Source organism: Kineococcus vitellinus, assembly GCF_009906315.1.
Lineage (GTDB): Bacteria > Actinomycetota > Actinomycetes > Actinomycetales > Kineococcaceae > Kineococcus > Kineococcus vitellinus.
Genome location: NZ_JAAALL010000109.1, coordinates 1 through 13,213, shown reverse-complemented (window position 1 = coordinate 13,213; position 13,213 = coordinate 1). Strand labels below are relative to the sequence as shown.

The 13,213-nt window shown below is 77.6% G+C and carries 10 protein-coding genes; 7 read left to right on the top strand and 3 right to left on the bottom strand.

Translation table 11 applies throughout. The features are described from left to right. The 3 genes from GTQ99_RS26885 to mtrA all read right to left on the bottom strand — a co-directional run. On the bottom strand, positions 1 to 1,711 hold a 1,711-nt coding region (locus GTQ99_RS26885), incomplete at its 3' end, for an LpqB family beta-propeller domain-containing protein (RefSeq protein WP_166615845.1). After that, complete coding sequence (mtrB, locus tag GTQ99_RS11370; protein ID WP_338074926.1) at positions 1,708 to 3,423, bottom strand: MtrAB system histidine kinase MtrB; 1,716 nt, start codon at positions 3,421 to 3,423, stop codon at positions 1,708 to 1,710. The genes mtrB and GTQ99_RS26885, both read right to left, overlap by 4 nt. Continuing rightward, a complete protein-coding gene (gene mtrA / locus GTQ99_RS11365; protein WP_166615844.1) occupies positions 3,420 to 4,097 on the bottom strand; it encodes an MtrAB system response regulator MtrA in 678 nt (225 codons plus the stop codon). The genes mtrB and mtrA overlap by 4 nt, the downstream gene beginning before the upstream one ends. 117 nt (positions 4,098 to 4,214) lie before the next feature. Here mtrA and GTQ99_RS11360 point away from each other — a divergent pair, with 117 nt between their 5' ends. From GTQ99_RS11360 to GTQ99_RS11330, 7 genes are all read left to right on the top strand, one after another. Beyond that, the gene (locus GTQ99_RS11360) at positions 4,215 to 5,342 is read left to right on the top strand and encodes a glycerophosphoryl diester phosphodiesterase membrane domain-containing protein (protein ID WP_166615843.1); all 1,128 of its coding nucleotides are present in this window, start codon (positions 4,215 to 4,217) and stop codon (positions 5,340 to 5,342) included. 10 nt (positions 5,343 to 5,352) lie between these two features. After that, complete coding sequence (locus GTQ99_RS26880) at positions 5,353 to 5,976, top strand: DUF4129 domain-containing protein (protein ID WP_166615842.1); 624 nt, start codon at positions 5,353 to 5,355, stop codon at positions 5,974 to 5,976. Further along, a complete protein-coding gene (locus GTQ99_RS11350) occupies positions 5,973 to 7,148 on the top strand; it encodes a DUF4350 domain-containing protein (protein ID WP_166615841.1) in 1,176 nt (391 codons plus the stop codon). The genes GTQ99_RS26880 and GTQ99_RS11350 overlap by 4 nt, the downstream gene beginning before the upstream one ends. A gap of 101 nt (positions 7,149 to 7,249) precedes the next feature. Further along, entirely contained in the window at positions 7,250 to 8,230 is a 981-nt protein-coding gene (locus GTQ99_RS11345) for an AAA family ATPase (protein ID WP_166615847.1), read from the top strand. Between the two features lie 58 nt (positions 8,231 to 8,288). Next, a complete protein-coding gene (locus tag GTQ99_RS11340) occupies positions 8,289 to 9,593 on the top strand; it encodes a DUF58 domain-containing protein (RefSeq protein ID WP_166615840.1) in 1,305 nt (434 codons plus the stop codon). A gap of 84 nt (positions 9,594 to 9,677) precedes the next feature. Then, positions 9,678 to 11,402, top strand: coding sequence for an ABC transporter transmembrane domain-containing protein (locus GTQ99_RS11335; RefSeq protein WP_166615839.1), 1,725 nt, complete (start codon positions 9,678 to 9,680; stop codon positions 11,400 to 11,402). Then, positions 11,399 to 13,213 (top strand): ABC transporter ATP-binding protein (locus GTQ99_RS11330; RefSeq protein ID WP_338074924.1); only part of this gene is annotated, 1,815 nt, incomplete at its 3' end. The genes GTQ99_RS11335 and GTQ99_RS11330, both read left to right, overlap by 4 nt.

Sequence of the window (13,213 nt, the reverse complement as noted above, 5' to 3'; positions counted from 1 at the left end):
CGTTCCAGCCCGCGGCCACCGAGACCGCCCCCGGCACCGCGGGCAGCGCCGCGACGGGTCCCGACACCCGGGCCAGCAGGGGCACCGGGTCCGTCTGGCCGGCCGGGCGGGCCAGCACGACGAACTCGTCGTCGGGCAGCCAGGCGGCGTCCAGGACGGTGCCCGCACCGGGCACGAGGTCGCCGCCGGGCGCCGACAGCCGCAGCGGCGCGCCGGCCGCGTCGCGCACGACGCCGTGCACGTGCACCGAGGTGGCGCCCGCGGCGTCCTGCACCACCACGAGCACCCGGGTGCCGTCGCGGGAGACCCGCAGCCGCAGCACGGTGCCGGCCAGGCCGGCGGCGGGCGGCTGCACGCGGACCGCCGGCGCGTCCGGGCGCGCGGCCGGGACGACGAGCGGCGCCGCGGCGGCCGGGTCGACCGGGTCGGCCGCGGGACCCGCCGCGGGGGCCGCCGGTGCCGTCCACACCCAGCCGAAGCGGTCCACGCTCGGCGGCGCCAGCGGGCCCTGCCCCGTGACGGCGGCCTGCAGCGGACCGCCCGGCCGCTGCACGCGCAGCACGCGCCCGGCGTCGGTGAGCACGGCGTAGGCGCTGCCGTCCAGGGCCGCCGCCGGGTGCGCCGCGGCCGCGGGCGAGAGGCCCGGGCCGGTGCCGGTCACCTCGCGCGCGCCCGTGCGGTCCCAGCGCTCCAGGCCCTGCGCGCCCAGCAGCACCGGGCGGGCGTCGGCGACGCCCGCCGCGCGCGGCAGCACGGGGGGCGCGGGGTCCTGCTCGGAGGTGCGGGTCAGGTCCGCGCCGCCGACGGTGACGCGCACCTCGTCCACCTCGGGCAGGCCGGTGAGGCTGGCGCGCAGCTGGGCGAGCAGCAGCCCCCGCGCGTCGGGGCCGGCGTCCAGCGCGGCGCCGGTCAGCTCCACGGTGGCCGTGCCGGCGGCGACGGGGACGGTGCCCACCCGCAGCCGGGTGCCGGCCGGGGCGCCGGTGCGCACCCCCGGCGCCAGCCACGGCGAGGGGCCCTCCAGCAGCGCGCGCACGATGCGGGTGGCGGTGGAGGAGTCGTAGCCGAACCAGCGCACGTCGGCCACCAGCAGCGCGGGCACCTGCGCGGCCTGCGGGGTCGCGGCGGTCGCGAACCACACCGGGAAGGGGCGCAGGGTGCGGGAGGCGTCCAGGCCGCTGAGCACCACCCCGTCGCCGGGGTCGGTCAGGCGCCACTGGCCGCCCTCGCGGACCAGGTGCAGCTGCCGGCGCAGCGGCGTGCCGGGCGCCTGCGCCGCGTAGTGGCCGGCCCCGTCGACGAGCGCGGTGACCCGTGCGCTGACCTCGACGGTGGCGGCGGCGGCGTCCTGGGCCAGCAGGCTCAGCTCGGGCGTGGCCTCCACGAGCGTCGTGGCGGTGTCCGGGCGCCACGTCTGCGCGACGGGGGCGCTGAGGAACTCCCGGGCCACGGCGTGGTCGTCGTCGGAGCTGGCGCCGGCGAGCAGGAAGCCGCGGACGACCTCCACGGCGCTCGCGCCCCGCTCGGGGCGCTCGGGGATGACCTGCAGCAGCCCGGTGCGCGGGTCGTCGGCGGGCCGCGCGCCGCTGACGACGTCGCCGGAGCGCGGGATGCCGCCGCAGCCGGCCAGCAGCGCGCACACCAGCAGCGCGGCGCCGGCGCGCCCGCGAGCACGGCCGGGAGCGCGGCCGGGGACGCGCGGGGCCCTCACGGCTGCGCCGCCGGACCGGCGGGCGAGCGGCCCGCGGGCAGCGCGGCGACCGGCTCGCGCCAGCCCAGCGGCACGACCGGCAGCGGCGAGGAGCGCAGCGCGCGGCCGGCCACCCGCGGCACGGTGAGCACGAAGTGGCAGCCCTGGCCGGGGCGGCCCCACACCTCCAGCCAGCCGCCGTGCAGGCGGGTGTCCTCCAGCGCGATCGCCAGGCCCAGCCCGCTGCCGCCCGTCGTGCGCGCCCGGGCGGGGTCCGCGCGCCAGAAGCGGTCGAAGACCCGCGGCAGCTGCGCCGGCCCCAGCCCGACGCCGTGGTCGCGCACCCCGACGGCGACCGCCGACTCGTCGCAGGCGACGGTGACCTCGATGGGGCGGGCCTCCCCGTGCTCGATGGCGTTGCCGACGAGGTTGCGCAGGACCCGCTCGATGCGCCGGGAGTCGACCTCGGCGGTGCACGGGCCGGAGGGCTGCAGGACGCGGACCTCGCTGCCGCGGCGCTCGGCCAGCGCCGCGGTGAGCTCCACGACGCGGTGCACGAGCACCCGCACGTCCTGCGGGTCCGGCTCCAGGGCGGCGGCGCCGGCGTCGAAGCGGGAGATCTCCAGCAGGTCCGACAGCAGCGTGTCGAAGCGCTCCAGCTGGGTGAGCAGCAGCTCCGCCGAGCGCGCCGAGACGGGGTCGAAGCCCTCGCGGGCGTCGTGCAGCACCTCCCCCGCCATCCGGATCGTCGTCAGCGGGGTGCGCAGCTCGTGGCTGACGTCGGAGACGAAGCGGCGCTGCACCCGCGAGAGCTCCTCCAGCTGCTCGATGTGCTGCTGCATGCCGGCGGCCATCTCGTTGAAGGCGCGCGCCAGGCGGGCCAGGTCGTCGCTGCCGCGCACCCGCATCCGCTCGTCGAGGTGGCCGCCGGTGAGGCGCTCGGCGGTGCCCGCGGCCTCGCGGACGGGCTGCACCACCAGGCGCGTGACGACCCACGCGACCGCGCCGACGAGCAGGACGAGCGCGACGGCGCCGCCGACGAACGTCGTGCGCACCAGCGAGAGGGTCTGCTCCTCGCTGGCCAGCGAGTACACGAAGTACAGCTCGTACTCCCCCGCCCGCGGCAGCGCCACCGTGGAGCCGACGACGAGCGAGGGGGCGCCCCGACCGCGCGAGAGGTCCACGATCTGCAGCTGCTGCACGTCGGAGTCCACGACGGCCTGGCGCAGCGCCGGCGGCACGTCGGCGGCGTCCAGGCCCTCGGAGGCGACGTCGCGCACGACGACCTGGCCGCTGCCGGCGGTGTCGGGGGCTCCGGTGGCGCGCAGCAGTACGACCCCGCGGGCCCGGTCGGGCCCGGCGCCCTCCAGGGAGGAGACGACGTCGCCGGCCAGCTGCTCGACCTCCGCCGACGTCGTCGTGGTGGCGGCGTCGAACTGCTGCTGGGCGGTCTGGGCGCCGCGCGCGGCGTCGGCGAGCGCGACCTGCTGGCGCTCGGCGACCAGGCCGTCGGCGATGCCGTCCAGCAGGAAGGAGCCCACCCCGACGACCACGGCCAGGCCGAGCAGGGTCGTGAGCACGACGACGCGGGTCTGCAGGGAGGCCCGCCAGCGGCCCAGCGCGCCGCGCCCCGCGGTCCGCAGCGGCCAGCGCAGCGCGCGCCGCAGGACGACCGCCCCCCGGCGCCGGCCCCGGGGGGCGGGGCGGGGAGCGCTGCGCGCGGGCCCGCTCACAACGGCCCCGCGCGGTACCCCACTCCGCGGACGGTGACGACGATCTCCGGGTGCTCGGGGTCGCGCTCGATCTTCGAGCGCAGCCGCTGCACGTGGACGTTGACCAGCCGGGTGTCCGCGGCGTGCCGGTAGCCCCACACCTGCTCCAGCAGCAGCTCGCGGGTGAAGGCCTGCCAGGGCTTGCGGGCCAGGGTGACCAGCAGCTCGAACTCCAGCGGCGTCAGCGGCAGCGAGCGCCCGTCGCGGCGCACCGAGTGCCCCGCGACGTCGATCGTGAGGTCGCCGATGCGCAGCGTCTCCGGGGGGCGGTCGCCCGCCGAGCGCAGCCGGGCCCGCACGCGCGCGACGAGCTCCTTGGGCTTGAACGGCTTGACGACGTAGTCGTCGGCGCCGGCCTCCAGGCCGAGCACGACGTCGACCGTGTCGCTCTTGGCGGTGAGCATGACGATCGGCACGCCGGACTCGGCGCGGATCTGCCGGCACACCTCCATGCCGTCGGTGCCCGGCAGCATCAGGTCCAGCAGGACCACGTCCGGGCGGGTGGCGCGGAAGGCGGCCAGCGCCTCGTCGCCGTCGGCGCAGAAGCGGGTCTCCAGCCCCTCCCCCTGCAGCACGATCCCCAGCATCTCGGCGAGCGCGGTGTCGTCGTCCACCACGAGGACGCGTCCCCTCATGGGATCACTATGCCGCCCGCGGCGCCCGCTGCCGCGCGCGGCGCGGCGGGCGGGTCGGCCTCTGGCACGATGGGCAGCCAGCGACGTGCGGATCTCGGTGGCGCAGGGGGGACGGCGATGAGCCAGTGGGAGCGCCCGGACGAGGGCGCCCGCGAGAGCTCCGGGCAGGGCTGGGCGAGCCCGCAGCCGGGCGGCTGGGGCGAGCCGGGAGCAGCGCCCGGGCAGGGCCAGGCCCCCGGGCAGGGCCCCGGGCAGGCGCCGGGGCGGGGCGGCTGGGACCGGCCGCCGGCGCCGCGGCCGGGCATCGTCCCGCTGCGCCCGCTGGGCCTGGGCGAGATCTGGGACGGCGCCTTCCGCGCCTTCCGCTTCGACCCCAAGGTCATGGTCGGGCTGTCCGCGCTCGTCGTCGTCGTCACCTCGGCGGTCACCCTCGTCGCCACGATCGTCAGCACCCGCGACCTCGTGGGGGCGCTGAACCGCCTGGAGACCAGCGGCGAGGGCGGCGTGGACGACCTCTTCTCCGCGCTGCAGAGCTCGGTGCCGCTGCTGGTGCTCGGCGGCCTGCTGCAGGCCGTGGCGGTGCTCGTGCTCAACGGGATGCTCATCGTCAGCGTCAGCCGCGCCGTGCTGGGGCGCGGCATCGGCTTCGGGGAGCTGTGGCGCACCTGCCGGCCCCGGCTGCTCGCGCTGGTCGGCCTCTCGCTGGTCATCACCCTGGCCTCGGGCGCCGTGGGCGCGCTCACGCTGCTGCCCGGCGGGCTGCTGGTGGGCCTGGCCGACTCCGACGCGGTCACCGGCGTCGGCGTCCTGCTGCTGCTGCTGGGGCTGCTGGGCTGGCTGGCCGGCGGCGCGTACCTGTGGGTGAAGTGGTCGATGGCGACGCCGGCGATGCTCCTGGAGGGCCTGGGCGTGGGCGCGTCGCTGAAGCGCTCCTGGCGGCTGACCCGCGGTTCCTTCTGGCGCCTGCTGGGCATCCTGCTGCTGACGACGGCCGTTGTCTACGTCGTCGTGACCGCGGTCGCCGTGCCCTTCACGGTCGTCGGGGGTGCGGTCGGCGCCGTCTCCGGCACCGACCCGCAGGGGCTGGGCATGGTGCTCTCGCAGACGATCAGCACCGTGGGCTCGGTCATCGGCAGCGTCGTGGGCTACCCGTTCCTGGCGTCGGTGACGGCGCTGCTCTACGTCGACCTGCGCATGCGGCGGGAAGGGCTCGACGTCGAGCTGCACCGCGCCGCGGGCGCGTGAGGGCGCACCCGTGAGCGTCCCCGTGCAGCCCGACCGCGGCACCGCGCGCGAGTGGCTGGCCGCCGAGCTGGCCGGCGGGGAGTACCGCGAGGCCCGCGGCTCCTGGCTGCAGCGCGCGTGGGAGTGGCTGCAGGAGCGCCTGGAGGGCGTGGCGGTGCCCGGGCTGGGCACCAGCTGGACGGCCGTCGTCGTGGTGGTGCTGCTGCTGGCGGTCCTGGTGACCGTCGTGCTGCTGGTGTCCGGGCCCGTGCGCCGCAGCGCCCGCGGGGCCGGCGCCGACGCGGTCTTCGAGGCCGGGCCGGAACCCTCGGCCACCCACCTGCGCCGCGCCGACGAGGCGGCCGCGGCCGGCCGCTGGGACGTGGCGGTCGCCGAGCGCTTCCGCGGCCTGGTGCGCTCGCTGGAGGAGCGCGACCTGATCGACCGCCGCCCGGGGCGCACCGCCTCCGAGGTCGCCCGGCAGGCGGGCGCCGCGCTGCCCGGCTGCGCGGCCTGCCTGGCCCGCGCCGCCCGCACCTTCGAGGACGTGCGCTACGGCGGGCGCCCGGCCGCCGCGGACACCGACGAGGACCTGCGGCGCATCGTCGCCGACGTCGCCGCCGCCCGGCCCGTGCTGGTGGGCAGCGGCGCGTGAGCCTGCTGGAGGCCCCGGCCGCCGCCGCCCGGCCGCCGCTCACGCGCTGGCAGCGCCGGCGCGCGGGCGTGCTCGTGGGCGCGCTCGTGCTGGCGGTCCTGCTGCTGGTGGCGCTGCTGTCCCCGCGCACCAACCGCGAGTCGATGTCGCCGTCCTCGGTCGCGCCGGCCGGTGCCCGCGCGCTCGCGCAGGTCCTCGGCGAGCAGGGCGTCCGCGTGCGCGAGGAGCGCTCCTGGGCCGCGGCGCAGCAGGCGCTCAGCGGCGCGGACGACGGGGCGACGGTCCTGGTGACCGCCCCCGAGCTGCTCTCGGCGGACCGGCTGCGGGCGCTGGCCGCCTCCGGCGCGGACCTGGTGCTGCTGCGCCCGCGGGCCGCGGCGCTGGCGGCCCTCACCGGCGGGGTGCGCGTCGGCACCACCTCCGCGGCCACCGACCGCGACCCCGGCTGCGACGCGCCCGCGGCGGTGGCGGCGGGGCGGGCCCGCGCCGGCGGCACCGCGTACGCGGTGGCCCCCGGCGCGCCCGCGCTCTCCTGCTACGGCGGCTCGTACGTCCAGCAGCGCCTGGACGGCGGCGGCCGGCTGGTGGTGCTCGGGCAGCCGGGCCTGCTCACCAACCGGTGGGTCGCGCAGGAGGGCAACGCGGCGCTCGCGCTGCACGTCCTCGGCGGGCGCGAGGAGCTCGTGTGGTACCTGCCCGACCCGCTGGACGCCGAGAGCGCGCCCGTGCCGCTGGGGCAGCTGGTGCCGGGCTGGCTGGCGCCCGCCGCGGTGCTGCTGCTGCTGGCGGCGCTCACCGCGGTGCTGTGGCGGGGCCGCCGGCTGGGCCGGCTGGTGCCCGAGCCGCTGCCCGTGGTGGTGCGGGCCGCGGAGACGGTGGAGGGGCACGGGCGGCTGTACGCGACGGCCGGTGCGGCCGGGCGCGCCGCCGAGCTGCTGCGCGGGGCGGCCGTGCGGCGGCTGCGCGCCGTGGTCCGCCTGGACGCCACCGCCCCCGTGAGCGACGTGGCCGACCAGGTCGCGCACCTGACCGGGCGGGCGCCCGCGCAGGTGCGCGAGCTGCTCGCCGGCCCGGCCCCGCGCGACGACGCCGCCCTGGTGCGGCTGGCCGGTGACCTCGACGCCCTCGAACGCTCCGTGCGAGGCGACTCCCCCAGGAAGGCGATCCGGTAGTGGACGAGCAGGTGCAGGGCCAGGCGGACCAGGAGCTGGAGCAGCGGCTGGACGGGCGGCTGGACGGGCCGCTGGAGGACCGGCGCGGGCAGGAGGGCCCGGTGGACGGCCCGGTGGACGGCGAGGAGGCCGTGGAGCAGGCGCGGCAGGCGCTGCGCGCGGTGCGCCAGGAGGTCGCCAAGGCCGTCGTCGGCCAGGACGCGGCGGTCACCGGGCTCGTCATCGCGGTGCTGTGCCGCGGGCACGTGCTGCTGGAGGGCGTGCCCGGGGTCGCCAAGACGCTGCTGGTGCGCACGCTGGCGGCGACGCTGCGCCTGGACACCAAGCGCGTGCAGTTCACCCCCGACCTCATGCCCGGCGACGTGACCGGCTCGCTGGTCTACGACGCGCGCACGGCGCGCTTCAGCTTCCGGGAGGGGCCGGTCTTCACCAACATCCTGCTGGCCGACGAGATCAACCGGACGCCGCCGAAGACGCAGGCCTCGCTGCTGGAGGCCATGGAGGAGAAGCAGGTCTCCGTCGAGGGCGAGCCGCGGGCGCTGCCGAGCCCGTTCATCGTCGCCGCCACGCAGAACCCGGTGGAGTACGAGGGCACCTACCCGCTGCCGGAGGCGCAGCTGGACCGGTTCCTGCTGAAGCTGACGCTGCCGCTGCCGCCGCGCGAGGACGAGGTGGAGGTGCTGGCCCGCCACGCCGGCGGCTTCGACCCGCGCGACCTGGCGGCCGCGGGGGTGCGGGCGGTGGCCACCCCCGAGCAGCTGGCGATCGCCAGCGCCGCGGTGCGCCGCGTGCAGTGCTCGCGGGAGGTCATCGGCTACGTCGTCGACGTCTGCCGGGCCACGCGCAGCTCGCCGTCGCTGGCGCTGGGCGTCTCCCCGCGCGGCGCCACCTCGCTGCTGGCGGCGGCGCGGGCGTGGGCCTGGCTGTCCGGGCGCGACTACGTCTCCCCCGACGACGTCAAGGCGCTGGCGCGCCCCACGCTGCGGCACCGGGTGCAGCTGCGGCCGGAAGCGGAGCTGGACGGGGTGAGCGTGGACGCCGTGCTGGACTCCGTGCTCGGCTCCGTGCCCGTCCCGCGGTGAGCACCGCGCGAGGCACCGCGCGGGCGGCGGCGCGGGCGGTGGCGCGGGGGCCGGTGCCGTGGCGCTGACCTGGCGGGCGCCGGTGCTCGTGGCGGCCGGCCTGCTGCTGCTCATCGCCTGGCCCGGGTGGGCGGCGCTGTGGACGTGGACGGCGCTGTGCGTCGCGCTCGTCGCGGTGGACCTGCTGCTGGCCCCCTCCCCCCGCGCGCTGCGGCTGCAGCGCGCACCGCTGGCGGCGGTGCGCCTGGGCGAGCCGCGCGAGAGCGAGCTGGTCGTGCAGAACGCCGGCACCCGGCGGGTGCGCGGTCTGCTGCGCGACGCCTGGCAGCCGTCGGCGGGGGCGCGCGGGGAGCGGCACCGGCTGGACCTGCCCGCCGGGGAGCGGCGGCGGCTGACGACGGTGCTCGTGCCCACGCGGCGCGGGGACCGCTCGGCGGACCGGGTCACGGTGCGCTCGCTGGGGCCGCTGGGCCTGGTGGCGCGCCAGCGCTCGGTGCCGCTGCCGGGGCGGCTGCGGGTGCTGCCGCCGTTCACCTCCCGCCGCCACCTGCCCTCGCGGCTGGCGCGGCTGCGCGAGCTGGACGGGCGCAGCGCGGTGCTGCACCGCGGCCAGGGCACCGAGTTCGACGCGCTGCGCGACTACGTCGACGGCGACGACGTGCGCTCCATCGACTGGCGGGCGACCGCGCGCCGCCAGGCCGTCGTCGTGCGCACCTGGCGGCCCGAGCGCGACCGGCGGGTGCTGCTGGTCGTCGACACCTCCCGCACCTCCGCGGCGCGCCTGCAGGACGCCGGGCTCATCGCGGTGCGCCTGGACGCGCAGATCGAGGCGGCGCTGCTGACCGCGGCGCTCGCGGCCCGCGCCGGCGACCGGGTCGACCTGATCGCCCACGACCGGCGGGTGCGGGCCCGGGTGCGCGGCAGCACCCGCGGGGACCTGCTGCCGGCGCTGGTGGAGGCGCTGGCGCCGCTGGAGCCCTCGCTGGTGGAGGCCGACTGGGACGCGGTGGCCACCGAGGTGCGCACCACGGCGCGCCAGCGCTCGCTGGTGGTGCTGCTGACGGCGCTGGACACCTCCGTGCTGGACTCCGGGCTGCTGACGGCGCTGGAGCAGCTGGTGACGCGGCACACCGTGGTCCTGGCGGCCGTGGACGACCCGGCGCTGCAGGCGCTGGCGCACGGGCGCGCCGACGCCGAGCAGGTGTACGCGGCGGCCGCGGCGGAGGCGGCCACGGCCGAGCGCGACCGCACCGCGCAACTGCTGGCCCGCCTGGGCGTGGAGGTCGTGCACGCCGAGCCGGAGGGGCTGGCGCCAGCGCTGGCCGACCGGTACCTGGCGCTCAAGGCCGCCGGCAGGTTGTAGCCGGCGGGTCGCGGCCGTCGGCGCTGCGGCGGGGACCGGAAGTCCGGTGCCCTCCCGCGGCCCCGGGTGCTAGACCTGGATCCCGTGCTGCTCACCCTCCTGCGCGAGCGCCTGCGCCCGCACCGCGGGCTGCTGGTCGCGGTCCTCGTCCTGCAGGTCCTGCAGACGGCGGCCTCGCTGTACCTGCCCCGGCTGAACGCCGACGTCATCGACGAGGGCGTCGCCACCGGCGACACCGCCCTCATCCGGCGCCTGGGCGCGCTGATGCTGGCGATCACCCTGCTGCAGGTCGTCGCCACGATCGCCGCCGTCTGGTGCGGGGCGCGGGCGGCGATGGCGCTGGGCCGCGACGTGCGCGCGGCCGTCTTCGAGCACGTCCTGTCCTTCTCCAAGGCCGAGGTCGGGCGCTTCGGCGCCGCCTCGCTCATCACCCGCGGCACCAACGACGTCCAGCAGGTGCAGGTGCTGGTCCTCATGACCTGCACGATGATCGTCTCGGCGCCGATCCTGTGCGTGGGCGGCGTGGTCATGGCGCTGCGCGAGGACGCCGGGCTCAGCTGGCTGGTCGTCGTCGCGGTGCCGCTGCTCGTGGCCGGGATGGCGCTGGTCATGGTGCGCCTCGGCCCGCTGTTCGGCCTGCTGCAGCAGCGGATCGACACCGTGAACCGGGTGCTGCGCGAGCAGCTGACGGGTCTGCGCGTGGTGCGCGGCTTCGTGCGCGAGGAGGCCGAGCAGGCGCGGTTCGCGCAGGCCAACGAGGACCTGACCGACGTGGCGCTGCGGGCGGGGCGGCTGTTCGCGCTCGTCTTCCCCTTCGTCCTGCTGGTGATGAACCTCGCCAGCGCGGCCGTGGTGTGGTTCGGGGCGGGGCGCGTGGAGAGCGGCGAGCTGGGGGTCGGCTCGCTCACCGCGTTCCTGACCTACCTCGTGCAGATCCTCACGGGCGTGATGATGACGACGTTCCTGGCCGTCGTGGGGCCGCGGGCGGCCGTCTCGGCCCGCCGCATCGAGGAGGTCCTGCGGACCCCCTCCAGCGTGCACGAGCCGAAGAGCCCCGCGGTCCCGGCCGGGCCGGGGCGCCTGGAGTTCCGCGAGGTCTCCTTCAGCTACCCCGGCGCGGACCGGCCCGTGCTGGACCGGGTCAGCTTCGACGTGCTCCCCGGCCGCACCACGGCCGTCATCGGGTCCACCGGTTCGGGCAAGACGACCGTGGTGAACCTGGCGACGCGGCTGGCGGACGTCTCCTCGGGCGCGGTGCTGCTCGACGGCGTCGACGTGCGCCACCTCGCCGACGCGGACCTGCGCCGCCGCGTCGGCCTCGTCCCGCAGCGGCCGTACCTGTTCGCCGGCACGGTCGCCTCGAACCTGCGCTTCGGGCGGCCCGGCGCCACCGACGAGGAGCTGTGGGCCGCGCTGCGCACCGCGCAGGCCGCGGACTTCGTGGCCGAGCGGCCCGAGGGCCTGCAGGCGCCGGTCTCCCAGGGCGGGAGCAACGTCTCCGGCGGGCAGCGGCAGCGGTTGTCGATCGCGCGGCTGCTCGTGCAGGGCCCGCAGGTGCACGTCTTCGACGACGCGTTCTCCGCGCTGGACACCGCCACCGACGCCCGGCTGCGCTCGGCGCTGGCGCGGGAGCTGCCCGGCGCGGCGATCCTCGTGGTGGCGCAGCGGGTCTCGACCATCGTGGACGCCGACGAGATCGTCGTCCTGGAGGGCGGGCGGGTCGTCGGCCGCGGCAGGCACGAGGAGCTGCTGGGGACGTGCCCGACCTACGAGGACATCGTCGCCAGCCAGCAGGAGGTGGCCGCGTGAGCGGGCGCGGGGGGCCGGTGCGGATGACGGGTGCGCCGGGTCAGCGGCCGGTGAGCTTCGGCCCGTCGGCCCGGCGGCTGCTGGCGCGGATGGGACCGGACGCGGCGCGGCTGGGCGTGGTCCTCGTCCTGGCCGTCGCCAGCGTCGTCCTGACGGTCCTCGTCCCCAAGCTGCTGGGCGACGCCACCGACTACGTCGTGCGGGCCGCGTTCCTCGGCGAGCCGCTGGACCGGGGCGGGCTGCGGCGCACGCTGCTGCTGGTCGTCGCGATCTGCGTGGCCTCGGCGCTCGGCTCGTTCCTGCAGGGCCTGCTGCTCAACCGCGTCGTGCAGCGCACGGTGTTCCGGCTGCGCGCCGACGTGGAGGCCAAGGTCCACCGCCTGCCGCTCTCGCACGTGGACGCCACCCCGCGCGGGGAGCTGCTCTCGCGCGTGACCAACGACATCGACAACATCTCCCAGAGCCTGCAGCAGACCGTCTCGCAGGCCCTGGTGTCGGCGCTGACGGTGGTCGGCGTCGTCGTCATGATGTTCACGATCGACGTGCGGCTGGCGCTGCTGGCCCTGGTCGCGGTCCCGCTGACGCTCGTCGTCGTGGCGCTCATCGCCAAGCGGTCGCAGCCGCTGTTCGCCGGCCAGTGGCGCGAGACGGGCGCCCTCAACGCGCAGATCGAGGAGGCCTTCAGCGGCCACGACGTCGTCACCGCGTTCGGCCGCCGCGAGGAGGTGCGGGCCGCCTTCGCGGCCAAGAACGCCGAGCTGTACACCGCCGGCTCCGGCGCGCAGTTCCTGTCCGGGACGATCATGCCGGCGACGATGCTCATCGGGAACCTCGTGTACGTGGCGATCGCCGTCGTGGGCGCCACGCTGGTGACGAGCGGGTCGATCACCATCGGCGGCGTGCAGGCGTTCGTGCAGTACTCCCGGCAGTTCACCCAGCCGCTGGCGCAGCTGGGCTCGATGGCGAACCTGCTGCAGTCCGGGGTCGCCTCGGCCGAGCGGGTCTTCGAGGTCCTGGACGCGCCGGAGGTGTCGCCGGACCCCGTCGACGGGCCGCGGCCCTCGGGCCCGGGGCGCATCGAGTTCCAGCACGTGTCGTTCCGGTACGCCCCCGAGCGCCCGCTCATCGAGGACCTCTCCTTCGTCGCCGAGCCCGGTTCCACGGTGGCGATCGTGGGGCCGACCGGAGCGGGCAAGACGACGCTGGTGAACCTGCTGCTGCGCTTCTACGAGCTGGACGCGGGGCGGATCCTGCTCGACGGCGTCGACATCGCCGCGATGTCGCGGCGGGACCTGCGCTCGCGGGCGGCGATCGTGCTGCAGGACACCTGGCTGTTCGAGGGGACGATCGCGCAGAACATCGCCTACCCGCGCCCCTCGGCGACGCCCGAGGAGGTCCGCGAGGCCGCGCGGGCCGCGTCGGTGGACGCCGTCGTGGCCACGCTGCCCGAGGGCTACGAGACGCTCGTGGACGACGACGCGGGCCGCATCAGCGCCGGGGAGAAGCAGCTGGTGACCATCGCCCGCGCGCACCTGGCCCGCCCGCAGGTGCTGGTGCTGGACGAGGCGACGAGCTCGGTGGACACCCGCACCGAGCGCCTGGTGCAGCAGGCGATGGCCGCCCTGCGCCGGGACCGCACGAGCCTGGTCATCGCGCACCGGCTGTCCACGGTCCGCGACGCCGACCTCATCCTCGTCATGGAGGCCGGCCGGGTCGTGGAGCAGGGGCGGCACGCGGAGCTGGTGGCCGCCGGCGGGGCGTACGCGCGCCTGCACGAGGCCCAGTTCGCCGGGGCCGCGGCCGAGGTCGAC

What these genes read in the sequence shown, in the direction of transcription:
- GTQ99_RS11360 (WP_166615843.1), top strand. Translation starts at nt 4,215, where the DNA reads ATGAGCCAGTGGGAGCGCCCGGACGAGGGCGCCCGCGAGAGCTCCGGG.
- mtrA (WP_166615844.1), bottom strand. Translation starts at nt 4,097, where the DNA reads ATGAGGGGACGCGTCCTCGTGGTGGACGACGACACCGCGCTCGCCGAG.